This window comes from Micromonospora sp. NPDC005174 (genome assembly GCF_040608495.1).
Taxonomy (GTDB): Bacteria; Actinomycetota; Actinomycetes; order Mycobacteriales; family Micromonosporaceae; genus Micromonospora.
Genome location: NZ_JBEXIJ010000043.1, coordinates 16254 through 31419 on the forward strand (window position 1 = coordinate 16254; position 15166 = coordinate 31419).

A 15166-nucleotide genomic window follows, 5' to 3' on the forward strand; every position below is an offset into this window, starting at 1 on the left:
GGTGCCCCTCCGCCCGTACGCCTGCGCGAACTGCGGCCACTGGCAACGCTGGTTCGCGTCCCCGCCGTTCTGCCCGGTCTGCACGGACGTGCGCAACGCGCTGCCCGAGGACGGCTGGCAGTTCGCCTCCGCCGACGAGGTGGCGGTCGGACGACAGGCACGTCGGGCCGTCGTCGCTCCCGGCGTGACCGGTTACTGGTGCGAGCCGCAGCTCGGGCTCGGCACCACCGGCTGGGTGATCGAGACCGACGCCGGCCTGGTCGGTTGGGAGGCGGCCGGCTGGTACCCAGCCGACGCCATCGCCGACCTGCGCGAGCGCGGTGGTCTGGTCGCGCTCGGGGCGAGCCACGTGCACGGGTACGGCGCTCTGTGGCAGCTTCAGGACGCATTCGCCCCGCCGGTGCTCGCGATCGGTGTCGACGATCTCGTCTGGACGAAGGCGTTCCAGGTGACCTGGCCCACCGACGATCGACATCTGCTCGCACCCGGCCTGGTGATGTACCGCAGTGGCGGTCACTTCCCCGGGCACAGCGTGCTGCACGACGAGCGGCGCGGGATTCTCTTCGTCGGTGACCTGATCAAGGTGGAGCTGGCCGGGGAGAGCCCGGTCGGCCTCTCCTGCCACAAGGCGTTCCATGCCCAGGTCCCGCTCTCGCACGCCGAGGTGCGGCAGGCCCGCGACCTGGTCGAGATGCTCGACTTCGAAGCGGTGGCCACACCCTTCGAGTACGCGGCGCCGGTCTCTCGCCGGCAGGTGCTAGCCCTGTTCGACCGGCAGCTGCGGGGGCAGCCGACGGCCGGACCCATTCCGATCGAGGAGCTGACGTGACCCGAGCCGCCGAACCGCGTACTCCCACCATCTCGGCGACGTCGGTCGCCGACCGGCTCGCCGATGCGCTGCCCGCCGGCGAGGTCGGTGACTTCGACGTCTCCGGGCTGGACCGGATCGGTCTGCCGGTGGTCTCCGCCGACCACCTCGGCGACGGTTGGCCCCGGGCCGCGGCGATGGGCTACGGCGCCACCCTCGAGCAGGCGCGCACCGGTGCGTACGGGGAGCTGGCCGAGGCCCTGTTGCTGCACGGACAACTACGGGCGATGGTTCCCCGGCGGGCTTCGTACGCGCAGCTTCGTACCGAGCTGGGCGTCGGCGGTGTGGTGGATCCGCGGTCGCTGGTGCTGCCCGCCGGCACCACCGTCGACGACGACCAGCCCCGCTCCTGGCTGCCCACCGTGCGGTGGCGCACCGGCGAGACGGTGCTGGTTCCGGCGGAGTTCTGCGGTTCCGCGAGCGAGGACCTGCCCTGGCAGGACCCGGCCGAACGGCTTATCACGGTGATCACCAACGGGTCGGGCGCGGGCGACACCATCGAACGGGCCGTCGCACACGGCCTCCTGGAACTGCTGCAACGCGACGGCAACACCACCGCCTTCCGGGCCATGGACGCCGGTGTGGTGATCGACCTCGACGAGGTCCGGGACCCGGTGACCCGAGCCACCCTGGACCGGCTGCGGGCCGCACACATCGACGTCGTCCCGAAGCTCGCCTCTACCGACTTCGGGCTGGTCGACGTCCACGTCGTCGGCATCGACAGGGAGCCGGAGACCCCACCGTTGGCGGTCACCGCGTGTGGGGAGGCCGCCCACCCGGACCGCGAGACCGCACTGCGCAAGGCGCTGCTGGAGTACGTCTCCTCCCGTTCCCGCAAGGTCTTCTCCCACGGGCCGTTGGAGGTGCTGCGGCGGTTCACGCCGGAGGCGTACTGGCGGCGGGAGTTCGCGCGACCGGCCGAATCACAGGAGACCCGTGCCCTGGCCGCGATGCGCGAGTGGACGCACCTCGACGGCGGGCAGCTCCGCGCCCTGCTGGAACCCGTGGTGCTGGCCCAGCGGAGCACAGTGCCCTTCACCGCGTTGCCGACCGTCGCGCCCGGAAGCCTCGACGACCCGAGCGCGCTGCTGGCCGACCTGCTGCACCGGCTCGCCGAGTTCGACGTACTTGTCGTCGTCGCGCCGGGCGACGGGGCAGTGGCGGTCAAGGTGATCGTGCCCGGACTGGAGGCGGAAACCATGTCGTACGGGCGAATCGCGGCGCGAGGGGTCGAGCGCCTGATGGAGAGGGGCTCGCCGCTGGTCGGGCTCGGGGCGCCTCCGCACGACGGTGCCGCATCGGTGGTCCTCGACCCGGTGGGCCGGGAACGGCTGGGCGACGAGGCATGGCTCGACCTGAGCCTGGTCGCCCGGACGATCGGCCCGCTCTATCCGCTCTATCGCGAGCCGAGTCGGCACGTCGTCGCCCGGAGTGGGACATGAGCCTGCGATACGCCTACAACACCAATGGGATGACGTCGCACCGGCTCGACGACGCACTGGTCCTGCTCGCCGACTGCGGCTACGACGGTGTCGCGCTCACCCTCGACGTGGCCCACCACGACCCGTATGCGCCCGACCTCGCCGGGCGCACCCGCCGGTTGGCCGGCCGTCTCGACGCGCTCGGCCTCGCCAGCGTGGTGGAGACCGGCGCGCGGTTCCTGCTCGACCCGCGGCGCAAGCACCACCCCACCCTGGTCTCGCCGGCCGAGGACGACCGGACGCGGCGGCGCGAATTCCTCCGTCTCTGCGTGGACGTCGCCGTGGAACTGGGCAGCGAGGCCGTGTCGTTCTGGGCCGGCGTACCCGAGCCCGGCACCGACCGTGACCGCACCTGGCACTGGCTCGTCGACGGCGTCCGCGACGTCGTCGAGTACGCCGGCCGGCACGGCATGACGTGCGCTCTGGAGCCGGAGCCCGGGATGCTGATCGACGACTGCGACGACTGGGCCCGGCTCGCGGCCGAGGTTCCTGGTCTCACGCTGGCCCTGGACACCGGTCACTGCCTCGTGTCCGGCCGGTACGACCCCGCCGCCGCGGTGCGCGCCTTCGCGGCCAGTCTGGGCGCCTGCGCCATCGAGGACATGCCCCGCGGCCGGCACGAGCACCGCGCTCCCGGTGAGGGCGACCTGGACTTCCCCGCAGTGCTCGGCGCACTGACCGAGGCAGGCTATCGCGGGCTGGTCAGCCTCGAACTCTCCCGGGACGCCCATCGGGCCGACACGCTGGTGCCTGCCGCGCTGGCCGCGCTGCGCCACGGCGAGCAGCAATCCCGCACCTCCACCGAGCTGAAGGTCGGTGTCCGATGAGGATCTGCTTCGTGTCGCGACGGTACTGGCCGGCGGTCTCCGGGATGAGCGCGTACGCCGAGAACCTGCTGGCGCACCTGGTCCGTGCCGGTCACGAGCCCACCCTGGTGTCTCAGTACCGAGGCGACGCCGCGGGTCGCGCCGTGTACGGCGGAGGCCCACCTCCGTCGGACCGGGTGCCCGCCGGCGTCGAGGTGCACGCTCTGGAGGCGCGCGGGGAACAGGCGGTGGGTCGGGGCGAGCCGGCGGACTTCGAGGCCGACGTCGCGGAGATGACCGACACCGTGCTGCGGCTGCACGCCCGCCGACCCTTCGATGTGCTGCACGCGCAGTACGCGTACCCCAACGGGCTTGCGGTGCTCCGTGCGGCACGGGCGGCCGGGCTACCCGCCGTGGTCTCCGTGCAGGGCGGCGACGGCCACTGGGTCGGCACCTGCTGTACCACCCACGGTCACCTGGTGCGGGCGGTCTTCGCCCACGCGCCGGCATTGCTGATCGGATCACCGTCGTTCGCCGCCGAGGTCAGCCAGCGGCACGAGCTCGACCCGACCCGTTTCACCGTCGTTCCCGGCGCGACCGACACCGAACGATTCGTGCCGGTCGCGTCTCCCGGTCGGGTCTCCGACCCGGCGGTGCTGCTCTACCACGGTCGGGTCGACGCGCGGAAGGGCGTGCTCGACCTGCTCGACGCGGTCGCCAAGCTTCGCGCGGAGGCGGTTCCGGTGCGTCTGCTGCTCTCGGGTATCGGCCCGGACCTGGGCGCTGTCGAGACCCGGATCACGGAGTTGGGCCTCCTCGAGACCGTCGAACTGCTCGGTGCGGTGCCGTACGAGCGGGCCCATGAGGTGTACGCGCGGGGAGAGATCTTCGTCAGCCCCACCTACGCGGAGGGTTTCTCCAACACCATCCTGGAGGCGATGGCCAGCGGCCTGCCGGTCATCTCCACCGACGTGGTCGGCGTGCGCGACTGCGTGCGCCCGGAGGAGAACGGTCTGCTGGTGCCGGCCGGTGATCCGGCGGCACTGGCGGGCGCCGTCCGCCGCCTGCTCGACGACGCGGCGCTGCGCCGTCGGCTCGCCGGGCAGGCCCGAAGTGACGTCGAGCAGCAGTGGAGTTGGCCGGTGATCGCTGGTCGGATCACCGCCGTCTACGACGGGCTGGCCGCGTCCGTACCGGAGATACCCGACCCGCCGGTCGACTCGACCTGTCGCTTCCGCGCGGCACCCCACCTGCTGTGAGCGCGAGTCGACAACCCTCCGCCGTTCCGGACGACGGGCCACCGGTAACGACGGGTCCCGGGGTCGCGGTGGCGGTCAGCCCGCACCTGGACGACGCGGTGTTCTCCGTCGGCGGCACCCTCGCGGCGCTGGCCGCGGCGGGTTGGACGGTGCGGGTGGTCACCTGCTTCACCGCCAGCGTGCCAGACCCGTCACCGTTCGCCCTGGCCTGTCAGCTCGACAAGGGGATCGCGGCCGACGTCGACTACATGGCGCTGCGCCGGGCGGAGGACGAAGCAGCCTGTGCGGTACTCGGGGTGCAGCCGGTACACCTGCCACTGCCCGAGGCGCCACACCGCGGTTATCCCGACCCCGCCGCGCTCTTCGCGGGTGTCCGAGGTGATGACCGGGTGGCGGCTGCCCTCGTACCAGCGCTGCGTCCGCACCTGGCGGACGCCGACCTGATCTTCGCGCCGCAGGCCCTCGGCGACCACGCCGACCATCGCATCGTCAGCGAGACGGTCGCCGCGCTCAGGCCGGACGGCCTGTGGTGGCGCGATGTGCCGTACGTCAGCCGGCAACCAGCGGCGTCACCGTGGCGCGGCGTGCCCGACGGCGTCGAGGCGGGCGCCGACATCAGCGATCACCTGGCCAGGAGGGTGACGGCCGCCGCCAGCTATCACAGCCAACTCGGGTTCCAGTTCGGCCAGATCGGGGTGGCTCCTCTGCTGCGCAACCTCGCCGCAGAGGAGGCTGCCAGGTTGGGCCTGCCGGGCGCGGTCGAGGCGTTACGCGGGAGGCCGGAGAGTCTCCGGTTGATCGGCGCGGTGTCACCTGCCCTGGTCGTCCCCGAGATCCCAGGCCGGAGCGCCTAGCAGTACCAGCAGCGCAGCTTGGTTGACGGCACCAGCTGGGACCACGGCCGCAGCTCGACCGAGCAGGTCGGCAACATTTACGCGCGGACTATTCAACGTTGCCGCAGCATCAGCGCAATGCTCCCCACCGGCGCGCGGGTCTATCGCTGATCGAAGGCGCAAACGGCAGCACCTCTCGGTGAATGTGCCTTGCCGGCGTAAGTGCTACAAGGGCTATGCCCAGGGTGGGATGTATCTGCCGATGTAGTCGTGGGCACGGGGGCGCGGGTCATGCCAGTACTGGTTCGGCATGCGGTGGTGGTACTTCCGGCAGAACTCAGCAAGACCGATTGTGACCTTGAGGCGCTGCAGCGGTTGCCCTTCGAAGTCTGCGTTGACCGCCAACAGTTGCGGCTCGCGATTCCAGCCCGAGTGGTCGAACGCCCAACCGTTCCAGGCCGCGTAGGTGTGGAAAACCTGGCGCTCGCCCGTGAGGCGCACCGCGACTATATCGATCGATCTGTCTGGATAGCATTCCTGGCAGGCCCAGGCGAGGATGTGGCAGGCTCCGGCAGCGAAGAAGGCTTGGTCTGTCCGGTCCCATGCGACCCGCTGGTCAGACCGCTCGATCGGTGTTCGACGAAACGCTCCCGCTGCTCTGGCTGCCACAGTCCGGACGGTAGTGGATGAGCTGAGGCATCCGATCATGCCGCCGACGGGCGTCGTGATGAGTAACCGGCTGTGGCGCCGACGCCGTCCGATCACGAGTACCAACACGTCAACCCGCCGTGATGCTGCCGGATGAGGTGAGGCGGCCGGCTACGTGCCGGTGTGGGAGAATTTTCTGTACGTCTATCTGCGGGGACCTGCCCGGACGAAGCGCACAGAACTTACAAGCGTGGGGTCAGCGCTGGCTGGACCGGAACCAGCATCGGAACAGGCTAGCGCTTAGTGCCAGCGGTCGATGGCTTACGTTTGCGCAGATCAGGTAAAGGGTAGGCGGCCTTAACCCCGGTTAGCCCACCACTCGGCGACGGTCCTAGCGCCAGACGGTGGCCGGCAGGCTGCGAGTCGGGTGCCGGACAGATGGCAGTTACCGTGCGCCTGTGGTCCGCTACTTTCGATCACCATGAAGGATCTGGGACGGTACTGGGGCTATCTGGCGTTCATCATCCTCGTTACGGCCTGGTGGACTCGCGCTGTGGGGCCGCTGGCGCTGCTCGTGCTGTCCATACTGGTGACCGGATTCTTCCTGTTCCAAGCGCCTGTGTGGTGCTGTGCTGTCAACCGGGACGGGACCCTCTGCCGGAACAACTCGGCTGGCCTCCTGCTCGGATGCAGCAAGCGGCAGCACAAGTGGCAGAAGCTCAGGATGACCGTCGTCCCGAACGCCTGGCGTCAAATGAACCGCGGGCTCTGGGCGTCACCCAGGGAAGGACTGACGACCCTAGGCGCGATCGTGGGGATGCTTTCGGCGATCGCGGCCACAGCGATTAGCGTTGCTGGGCAGTTTGCTGGCAATGCGTGACCAGCTACCTCGCGAAAAGGGTGCAGGGTGGGCATCGCTAGACGGTTGGCGACGTACGGCTCTTTGCCTCACCGGCATGCGAAGCGTGGCGAGGTTCGGCGCGGATACTGGCGGGGTGGATGAGCAGGATCAGGCGACGGAGTTGACCCGGTGGACCGTGCACGGCGAGCGAGTGGTCGACGACTCCCGCCGGGCGCGGCTGAGCATTGCCGAGGTGGAGTTGCCGGACGGGGTTCGTTTCGAGCAGTACGTGATCCGGGCTCCCCGGTCGGCCATGGTGGCCGTACTCGATGATCGGGAGCGCCTGTTGTTGATGCGGCGCCACCGGTTCGTGTTCGACCGGTGGGTGTGGGAGTTGCCCGGTGGCTACGTCGACGACGAGGAGCACCCGGCGCGGTGTGCGGTGCGGGAGGTTGAGGAGGAGACCGGCTGGCGGCCCCATGAGGTCGAGCCGCTGTTGTCCTTCCAACCCTGGGTCGGCACTGCCGACGCCGAGAACCTGCTGTTCCTGGCCCGGCAGGCTGAGCACATCGACGCGCCCGTGGACGTGAACGAGGCCGAGCAGGTCGCCTGGATTCCGCTCGACGAGGCGTACGAGCTGGTGTCTCGAGGCGAGATCGTCGGTGCCGGCACGGTGATCGCGGTGCTGGAGCTGATCGCGCGTAAGGCCAGGGGAGAGCTGTAGGGGTCAGCGCCGCCGGCCTAGGGTGGCGTCGATGCGGCCGGTGAAGTGCCGGACGGCGGGTAGTCGCCGGTATGGGGCAAGTTGGGTTTGCAGGTCGCGGAGGTAGCGGACGGCTCTGGCAGAACGTAGCTGGGCGGCCAGGGTCAGGGCTTCCGCGCCGATGGCACAGGCCCGGTCGGGTTGGCTCTGTTGGGCGTGGACGCTGGCGAGTAGGGCGAGGTTGAAGGCCTTGCCTCGGACGTATCGGTTGTCCATGCGCAGCGATCGGGCGGCGAAGCGCTCGGCGTGGGTGTTGCGGCCGAGGGCGTGGAAGCAGTGGCCGAACTTGGCCGACAGGTACGCCTCGTCGAAATAGCTGAGCCATTGCGGGTCGCTGCTGCGGTCGGCCCGGTCTAGGGCTTGCTCCGCCTGGTGCAGGGCGGAGGCGCACGCCCGTTCGTCGTTGGCCTTGGCAAGGGCGTGGGCTTCCGTGACGTGGGCCTCGGCGGTAAGGACGGGGATCCCGGCGCGTCGGGCCGTCCGGCCAGCGGCGCGGGCGAGGTCGAGGCCGGTGGCGGTGTGGCCGAGGTAGGTTGCCTGGTGACTCATCGCGGCGAGGATCTCCGCACCGAGGCCGGCGTCTCCGGCGGCGTGGGCGAAGTTCAGGGCGAGGGTCAGGTACCGCTGGGCGATGCCGTGTTCGGCGGTGTCGTAAGCCTGCCATCCGGCGAGTTGGGCCAGTTCGGCAGCGGCACCGAGCAGCCGTTGACCGGTCGGGTGGTCGTAACGGCCTTCGGTGAGCAGAGGGGTCACCTCCTGATGGAGGTAGCGGGCCACGGTGTCACGCGCGTGCCCACCGCCGTACTGGTTGTCCAGCCCGCGGTAGGTCGCGGTCATCGCGCGGATGGTGTCAATCTCCGGTTGACCGACCGTCCTGCGGCCGGGTTGGGTGACCGGGGCCGGGTCGGGGGCGGTGAACCAGCGCAGCGCCGGCAGGGTGTAGCCGGCGGAACTGAAAGCCACCTGCAGGAGTACGTCTCGGCGGTTCACGTCACCACGCCAAAGCTCTGCGGCACTATGCACATCCTCCTGCCAGATCCGGACGGCCGGCGGGTCGCTCGGGAAGCGTCGGTTGGGGTCGGTGGGTGCGACGGCCTGTCGGGGTGCCAGGCCCATCGTGGTCCGCGCCTGGTCGGGCATCCGGCAGCCGTCGGCGATCCGTTCCAGGACGTCGATCGAGGTGACCTTGCGTCCGGCCATGATCCGGCTGACGTAGCCCTGTTCCAGCCCGACGGCGGCCCCGATCCGGCTCTGACTCGCCCCGGTGAGACACGTGATCCAGCGGAACAACCCGCCGATGTCGCGGGCGGCCAGGGCTTTGAGCACCTCGCCGTGCGACCACGCGTCTTCCGGTATTCGCAGTGGATCGAGCAGCGCGGCAGCCCTCAGCGTCGCGTTCCGACTACTCAAGGTGTTCAGATCGACAGCGTATGGCGGCTCTACACGCTGGTCGAGCCGTCCCATGTCACCGTGACATGACCGCTGGCCATGGAGCGGCGCGCCGCCGGGCGGGACGGTCGGCGCATGTCCTTCGATGTGGCAGCCCAGCCCCGGTATCGAGGGCCAGACCCGCCACGACATCGTCATCGTCAAGGTCCACGAGTCCCACGACCCGCGGTTCGCGTGGGTGTACGGCCACGGCCCGGACTGCAGTTGGTTCACGGCGGACTGCGCCGTCCCATGGTGCTTCGAGGTGCTGGTCAGCGTCGACGTCTTGGCCGCCACCGTCGCAGGGCAGCGACCGTGACCACGTACCCATGCTGGCAGGTGGCCTCGGGGACCAGTCGGCGGGCGCGGTCCCTTGTGGCGGCGCTGCTCGGAGGCCGCGCATGACCACGCACGACCCGGTGCTGCCGATCTGGAGCTGCAGCGGCTGCGATGCGCCCTGGCCCTGCCGGGCGCGGCAGCGCGAGCTACGCGCCGAGTTCGACGACGCTCCGATCTCCCTGGCTCTCTACCTGGGCGCTCAGCTGACCCGGGCCACCCAGGACCTGACCTGGGTGGAGGCGGCTGCGCTGCACAAACGCTTCCTCGGCTGGCTTCGGTGAGCATCCTGCGGTCCGGCGACGAGAAGTTCCAGCACAGCGACGGGCTGACCGCTGCCGATACCCAGCCTTTGGGCCTCACTATGGCCCAAAACAGGAGCGTGCGTCCCCCCGTGCGTCCGGCGGCGCCCACGTATGTCGGCCAGCCTGCGCCGTGGCCGCGGTCATCGCGGTCAGACGCCCTGAAGTCGACGGGGCGACGGGCGCAGGTACACGAACCAGGTGATGACGAAGCAGATCGCGGCGAGGGTGAGGCCGTCCGGCTCGCGGGCCCGACGAGCGGCAGTGCGGAGGACGACGGATACTCGCCTGATGACTGAACCGGATCTCGACCCCGAACAGTATCCGCCCATCGACCCACGTGAACCGGTGCCCGACGACGCGAGCGTCCTTCTGCCTGGCGCGTCGGACGAATTGCCCGAAGCCCCGGCCGAACCGATGCCCGACGACGGTGGCAACGCCGGCGGCGTGCGCGAGCCGGCATAGAGCCATCCTCGGTCGAGCGCGACACCGGCTCGACCGAGGATGTCGGCGCTGACGGCGGTCAAGACGTCGGCGTGCCGCCCACCGGAGATCCGTCGACGCCGCCGGCTACGGCTCGTGGGCTTCGACCGATTAGGTTTCCGCGCCGTGCCCGTCTGTACGTGTGAGATCAACCCACGGAAGGCTGGCACAATGCGGAAACTGATCTTCGGGATGAATGTGACCCTGGACGGCTACATCGCCGCGCCGGGCGATGACCTCGGCTGGAGTGCGGGTGAGGGGCCGGACTCGTCGTCGAGCGGCGAGTTGTTCCAGTGGTGGTCCGCCCGGGTTGGGGCGACTGACCTGGCGTTGTACGGGCGCAAGCTGTGGCAGACGATGAGTTCTCACTGGCCGACCGCTGACCAGCAGCCCGGTGCCACACCGACAGAGATCGAGTTCGCCCGCCGCTGGCGGGACATGCCGAAGGTGGTGTTCTCCTCGACGATCAAGACGGTCGACTGGAACACCCGCCTGGTCACCGGCGACGCGGTCACCGAGATCACCCGGCTCAAGGCCGAGGACGGCGGCCCGATGGACATCGTCGGCGCGACGCTTGCCGGGGCGGCCATGCGGGCCGGGCTGATCGACGAATACGCCCTGGTCACCTACCCGGTCCTGGTGGGCGGAGGCACGCCGTTCTTTACCGCGATGGACACCTGGGTGAACCTGAAGCTCATCGAGACGCGGACCTTTCCCGGCGGCATAGTGCTGGCCCGATACGAGACAAGACGATGAACACGAGCCCGTTGCTGCGAGTCGTGCTCACAGCGTCGGGGGCAGGTTCAGCCATGGTTTGTCGGCGGCGCCGAATCCGGTGAGCTCGGCGATCCTCCCGTCGACGATGCCCAGGACCGCGATGTTGAACAGCCGGTACGTCGGGTTGTCGGGGGTGCGGAGGTACAGCGCGGCGGTCGGCATCCGGTTGACCGTCGTGGTGGTACAGCGCCAGTCGTCGTAGCCGCGCTGGAAGAGCCCGTTGGAGACCCAGCCGTCCACCGCGTTCCTCGCCGTGACGATCAAGGTGCCCGGCGTCGGAAGCATCGTGAACCGCAGATCGTCGCGGAGCAGGGCCATCAGGCCGTCGAGGTCGTTGCGCTCGTGGGCATCGATGTACGCCTTCACCACGGCGCGCTCGTCGTTCGACAGCTCGTGCGTTGCGGCGCTCCGCCAGTCGAGACGGCGGTCGGGTAGCTGCTCGCGCATCGTCACGCGCGCCCGCTGCAGTGCGCTGGTCACCGATGCGACGGTCAGCTCGAGGGCCTCCGCGGCCCTCGACGCTGGCCAGCCGACCACGTCGCGCAGGATGAACACCGCCCGTTGCCGCGGCGGCAGGTGCTGGACGGCGACGATGAAGGCCAGCTCTATCGTCTCCCGCGCCACCACCGAATCCTGCGGGTCCATCGGGAGCATCTGGTCCGGGTAGGGCTGCAGGTAACGCACTTCCGAGCCCGGGCCCGGCAGTTCGGCAGTCACGGGTGTGCGGTCGTTGCGCTTCTCCAGGAAGTCGAGGCAGGCATTCGTCGCGATCCGGTACAGCCAGGTCCGCAGGGACGCATTGCCCCTGAACGACTCTCGTTTGTTCCACGCCCGCAGGAACGTCTCCTGCGTCATGTCCTGGGCGTCCTCGTAGTTCGCGAGCATCCGGTAGCAGTGCACCTGCAACTCCCGGCGGTGACGCTCCGTCAACTGTGCGAGCCGTTCCGCGTCGTCGGAGCGGGCCGCTTCGATGAACGTGGCCTCGTCGGCACGCCGCGGTCTGGCGTCGGTCATGGTCATGGATCCTTCCATCGGTGCGAGGGGGCCACCAGAACCGACGACGGGGCGGCGGGTTTCTGATCGGTGCACCGCGCGACGCGCCTTTCGCGGTGGCCGGTCTACCAGGCGCTCAGGACCCACTGCTGAGCGGCGGTGTTGTTGCAGGTCCACTGCCACACGGCGTTGCCCGCGACAGGGTCGCCCCAGGGCACATCGACGCACTGCTTGGTCTGGAGGTTGCGCAGCGCGTATCCATTCACACCGGGTATCTGTGTGACCGACCAGAGTTGCCGGGCGACCCCCAGGCAGTCCCACAGTTGCAGCGTCTGACCGGCTGCCGGGTTGCCCCAGGGCAGGTCGAGGCACTTGGGGCCGTCCGCCGACCAGAGAGAGCTGACAAGCTGGTAGTAGACGACGCCTTCCCACCTGCCCTCGTACACCACGGTCCATTTCTGGGCCGGGCCGTCGTAGCAGGGCCACTGCTTGATGGCCGTGCCGTTGGCGGTGCTGGCGTACGACACGTCGATACACAGGCTGCCGAAGGGCTGCTCACCGGTGGCGGAACTCTGGGATCGGAATGAGTATTCGGTGGCGGCACTGGCAGGCGAGGCGACCCCCAGGCTGGCGGCTACGAGTCCGACGCACGCCGCGAGCACCATGGACGTCCGGCTGAGGATATTCATGATCGTTCCTTCCACGTTGTCGACAAGGGGGTGGCCGCTCGCTCACAGGCGGCCGCTGGTGTAGAGGTAGTCGAGCAACCGGCCGTCCACCCGGTCCTGGAAGGTGTCGGCCAGCGTCAGATCCGGTTGTTCGTACTCGTAACCGCAGCGCACCCAGCGTTCCGGGACACTGGTGACGTCCAGGTAACCCTCGTCGACGGTGCCCACCTCGAAGCCGGGCTTTCCGGCCGACTGCCAGCAGCTGAAGAGGTGACCGTCGGCGTTGACCACGGCGCCGTACCGACCACCCGGCTCCGAGCAGATGTGGCAGATGGTTCTCATGCTGGGTCGGACCATCCGGAAGCCCGCTTCCAGTGCCGCGATGCTCCAACTCGCGAACGCGTCGCTCACATCGTCGATGTGCCGCATGGTGTTGCGGTAGCCGAAGCCCGCGTCCCCCACCCAGGCGAACGTGATCGTGCACCGCTCGGGGCTCAGGTCGGCGGCCAGCTCCCCGACGAGGTTGGCGATCCGGTCGACATTGTGGTGCGACACGTTCACCCGCAGGTTCCAGTTCAGCCCGGTCACCTCAGTCGCGCGGGCCACGTTGCGCAGGATGGCATCGAAGGTGGGCGCCCCGGACCGCTTGACCCGGATCTGGTCATGGTCAGCCCGGCTGCCGTCGAACGTCACCTGCACGCCGTTCAGACCTGCCTCGTACAGCTCGCGGGCCAGTCGCGGGCTCAGCAGAACACCGTTCGTGGTCATGGCGGACTGGTCGAGCCCGATCGCACGGGCCCTGTCCAGCAGGCTGAGGCAGCCGCGCGGGTTGAGCAGCGGCTCACCGCCGAACAGCAGCAGGTAGAGGCGATCCAGCTCAGCTCGACGCATCCGGTCGCGGGCAAATGTGATGATGCGCTCGACGGTGTCGGTGTCCAGCCAGGCCCGCCGTATCCGTGGTGGCCGTGCGCCGCCGGTGTCGTCCAGCCCCGTGTTCTGGAAACAGTAACCACAACCGAGGTTGCAGGTGGTCGTGGTGAGCACGGTCAGCGAGAACGAGGCCGGCAGACGCGGCCGGAACGCTCCCGTACGGTGAAGGAAGCCAGTGGTGGTGGCATCCATCGTGCCGTCGGGCCCCACACACTCGGGCCGCAGCAGGGTCCAGGTCTGGTTCCCGATGAACCACCAGCCGTGTTCGCTACGGATCAGACGCGGCGCGTCGATGTCGTCCAGGCGGGTGCCGATCATGATTTACCTCCATCGGTGCTGCCGGATGTCGGGTGAGCGGGACCCGTAGGCAGTCGTAGCCGCCGACGGGCCCCGCGGTGATGCGCCCCTCTAGGCGTTCGGGTTGGCGTTGCCCTCCAGCGTGGCGTTCTCCGGCGCGCCGATCTGGATCCCGCAGGAGGCGTCCGTGAGCTGTGCGGAACTGCGATTGGCGAGAACCCGGCTCACCTCCGGTGCCCCGATCTGGACGCCGCAGGCGGCGGCCTCCTCAACGGAGACGTCCGGCCCTCGGTTGACGAGGATGTTCTCCAGCTCTTCGGCGCCGATCTGGATACCGCACATCTGTCCTGCTCCCCTCTCCGGCGGAACGACTTTCCGCCGGTCTTGTCAATACGTGGCGGCAGGGCCGGTGCAGATACCGATCCGTCGGGTTCTATCCACCGCCCGGGCACAACCCGGTGCCACGGATCGGCAGAGCGCTGTCCAGGTATGCCGCCGCGATCCAGCCGGTCTCTCCGAGGACTGTCGTCCGGGCCCATACGTCGTCGTCCTTGACGGCTTGCCCGGTGCGGTAGCAGGTCACCCGGCCCAACGTGCCGTCGGGCACCTTCCGCAACACCCGGTCGCCCGTGGAAGGGCCGGCGCGGAGCGATACGTCGGGTCGGGCCTTGACCGCGACGAGCCGGCCATCGCCGGGAACCAGGCCGTCCTGGAGTCCCCGGCAGGTGAGCGCCGACGAGCCGATCCACATGATGGTGTAGTCCTCGCCATCGCGTTTCTGGTGGCTGGTGTCGAAGCAGTACGCCGGGTTGTCCTGGTCCGGTCCGATGCCCTGGGTGGCCAGATCCAGGAGCGGGATCTGCTTGATCAGGAAGCAGGCGGCGGTGTCGGCGACCGCGCCGAGGCGGCCACGGAGGACCGCTACGACGCCGATCGCCCACGAGTCGCGCCGGCTCTGGTAGATCCGCACCGCCAACCGGTCCGTCTGGTAGGCGCACTGGACGGCGTCGTCGACCTGCCCGAGCCGGTCGGCAAAACGGCCGAGGTTGTTGAGGAACTGGCCGACCCGGGGCCGTTGCCCGGGCACGATCCGTTGGGTCACCTCGCTCACCAGGTCGACGTACGGCAGGCAGGGGTTTTCGACCGAGGTGTAGCTACCCTCGTCCAGCTTCGGGAGCAGTCCGCCGCTCCGGGTGCCGGCCGCCGGACAGCCGCCTCCGGCGATCTTCGCGAGGCCGTCGGCGGTGCCCGGGCGGTTCTGGGCGCCGCCGCTGGTGGCGCCGCCGTTCGTGCGGCACCCGACCAGGAGACCGGCCGCCACGGCGAGCACGGTGATGCCGGCGGCGAGAGCCGCCCGGCGTCGGAGCTTCCTCACATTGTGGTCAGTCATGCCTGGATGGGGGACCGGGCGGCATCCTGGATACCTGCTGTCGGCAGGATTCTGAGGCTGTCG

General features: G+C 69.4%; 18 protein-coding genes. 11 read left to right on the forward strand and 7 right to left on the reverse strand.

Annotated features, from left to right (window positions below; genetic code table 11):
• Position 1: 1 nt before the first annotated feature.
• From ABZU91_RS30080 to ABZU91_RS30100, 5 genes are read left to right on the forward strand one after another with little or no spacing between them, the layout of a single operon-like run.
• Complete coding sequence (locus tag ABZU91_RS30080) at positions 2-829, forward strand: MBL fold metallo-hydrolase (RefSeq protein ID WP_355247778.1); 828 nt, start codon at positions 2-4, stop codon at positions 827-829.
• Positions 826-2310 carry a YcaO-like family protein gene (locus ABZU91_RS30085; RefSeq protein ID WP_355247781.1) on the forward strand — a complete coding sequence of 495 codons (1485 nt, stop codon included), beginning with the start codon at positions 826-828 and terminating at the stop codon, positions 2308-2310. The genes ABZU91_RS30080 and ABZU91_RS30085 overlap by 4 nt, the downstream gene beginning before the upstream one ends.
• A complete protein-coding gene (locus ABZU91_RS30090) occupies positions 2307-3176 on the forward strand; it encodes a sugar phosphate isomerase/epimerase family protein (protein WP_355247784.1) in 870 nt (289 codons plus the stop codon). The genes ABZU91_RS30085 and ABZU91_RS30090 overlap by 4 nt, the downstream gene beginning before the upstream one ends.
• Positions 3177-3187: 11 nt before the next feature.
• Positions 3188-4414: a glycosyltransferase family 4 protein gene (locus tag ABZU91_RS30095; protein ID WP_355247787.1), complete on the forward strand. Its 1227-nt coding sequence runs from the start codon at positions 3188-3190 to the stop codon at positions 4412-4414.
• Positions 4411-5268 (forward strand): PIG-L family deacetylase, encoded by an 858-nt coding sequence (locus tag ABZU91_RS30100; protein WP_355247789.1) that lies wholly within the window; start codon positions 4411-4413, stop codon positions 5266-5268. Before ABZU91_RS30095 ends, ABZU91_RS30100 begins: the two co-directional genes overlap by 4 nt.
• Before the next feature lie 213 nt (positions 5269-5481).
• Here ABZU91_RS30100 and ABZU91_RS30105 read toward each other — a convergent pair whose 3' ends face one another.
• Positions 5482-5916, reverse strand: coding sequence for a hypothetical protein (locus tag ABZU91_RS30105; RefSeq protein WP_355247792.1), 435 nt, complete (start codon positions 5914-5916; stop codon positions 5482-5484).
• A 460-nt stretch (positions 5917-6376) separates the two neighbouring features.
• Here ABZU91_RS30105 and ABZU91_RS30110 point away from each other — a divergent pair, with 460 nt between their 5' ends.
• Both ABZU91_RS30110 and ABZU91_RS30115 read left to right on the forward strand, forming a co-directional pair.
• On the forward strand, positions 6377-6775 hold the full coding sequence (locus ABZU91_RS30110; RefSeq protein WP_355247795.1) for a hypothetical protein: 399 nt from the start codon (positions 6377-6379) through the stop codon (positions 6773-6775).
• A gap of 76 nt (positions 6776-6851) precedes the next feature.
• Positions 6852-7460, forward strand: coding sequence for an NUDIX hydrolase (locus tag ABZU91_RS30115; RefSeq protein WP_355247798.1), 609 nt, complete (start codon positions 6852-6854; stop codon positions 7458-7460).
• 3 nt (positions 7461-7463) lie between these two features.
• On the opposite strand, the gene ABZU91_RS30120 is transcribed toward ABZU91_RS30115, so the two are convergent.
• Positions 7464-8699: an XRE family transcriptional regulator gene (locus ABZU91_RS30120; RefSeq protein ID WP_355247871.1), complete on the reverse strand. Its 1236-nt coding sequence runs from the start codon at positions 8697-8699 to the stop codon at positions 7464-7466.
• A gap of 334 nt (positions 8700-9033) precedes the next feature.
• Here ABZU91_RS30120 and ABZU91_RS30125 point away from each other — a divergent pair, with 334 nt between their 5' ends.
• The 4 genes from ABZU91_RS30125 (at position 9034) to ABZU91_RS30140 (ending at position 10804) form a co-directional block, all read left to right on the forward strand.
• The gene (locus ABZU91_RS30125) at positions 9034-9246 is read left to right on the forward strand and encodes a hypothetical protein (RefSeq protein ID WP_355247801.1); all 213 of its coding nucleotides are present in this window, start codon (positions 9034-9036) and stop codon (positions 9244-9246) included.
• Between the two features lie 82 nt (positions 9247-9328).
• Complete coding sequence (locus ABZU91_RS30130) at positions 9329-9547, forward strand: hypothetical protein (RefSeq protein WP_355247804.1); 219 nt, start codon at positions 9329-9331, stop codon at positions 9545-9547.
• A gap of 309 nt (positions 9548-9856) precedes the next feature.
• Positions 9857-10030, forward strand: a complete 174-nt coding sequence (locus ABZU91_RS30135) for a hypothetical protein (RefSeq protein ID WP_355247807.1) — start codon at positions 9857-9859, stop codon at positions 10028-10030.
• Positions 10031-10219: 189 nt separating this feature from the next.
• Complete coding sequence (locus tag ABZU91_RS30140; RefSeq protein ID WP_355247810.1) at positions 10220-10804, forward strand: dihydrofolate reductase family protein; 585 nt, start codon at positions 10220-10222, stop codon at positions 10802-10804.
• Positions 10805-10831: 27 nt separating this feature from the next.
• Here ABZU91_RS30140 and ABZU91_RS30145 read toward each other — a convergent pair whose 3' ends face one another.
• From ABZU91_RS30145 to ABZU91_RS30165, 5 genes are all read right to left on the reverse strand, one after another.
• Positions 10832-11839 carry an RNA polymerase subunit sigma-70 gene (locus tag ABZU91_RS30145; protein WP_355247813.1) on the reverse strand — a complete coding sequence of 336 codons (1008 nt, stop codon included), beginning with the start codon at positions 11837-11839 and terminating at the stop codon, positions 10832-10834.
• A 104-nt stretch (positions 11840-11943) separates the two neighbouring features.
• On the reverse strand, positions 11944-12507 hold the full coding sequence (locus ABZU91_RS30150; protein ID WP_355247816.1) for an RICIN domain-containing protein: 564 nt from the start codon (positions 12505-12507) through the stop codon (positions 11944-11946).
• 42 nt (positions 12508-12549) lie between these two features.
• Entirely contained in the window at positions 12550-13734 is a 1185-nt protein-coding gene (locus tag ABZU91_RS30155; RefSeq protein ID WP_355247819.1) for a radical SAM protein, read from the reverse strand.
• Between the two features lie 90 nt (positions 13735-13824).
• Positions 13825-14055 carry a hypothetical protein gene (locus tag ABZU91_RS30160; RefSeq protein ID WP_355247822.1) on the reverse strand — a complete coding sequence of 77 codons (231 nt, stop codon included), beginning with the start codon at positions 14053-14055 and terminating at the stop codon, positions 13825-13827.
• A gap of 91 nt (positions 14056-14146) precedes the next feature.
• Positions 14147-15103: a hypothetical protein gene (locus tag ABZU91_RS30165; protein ID WP_355247824.1), complete on the reverse strand. Its 957-nt coding sequence runs from the start codon at positions 15101-15103 to the stop codon at positions 14147-14149.
• Positions 15104-15166 lie beyond the last annotated feature (63 nt).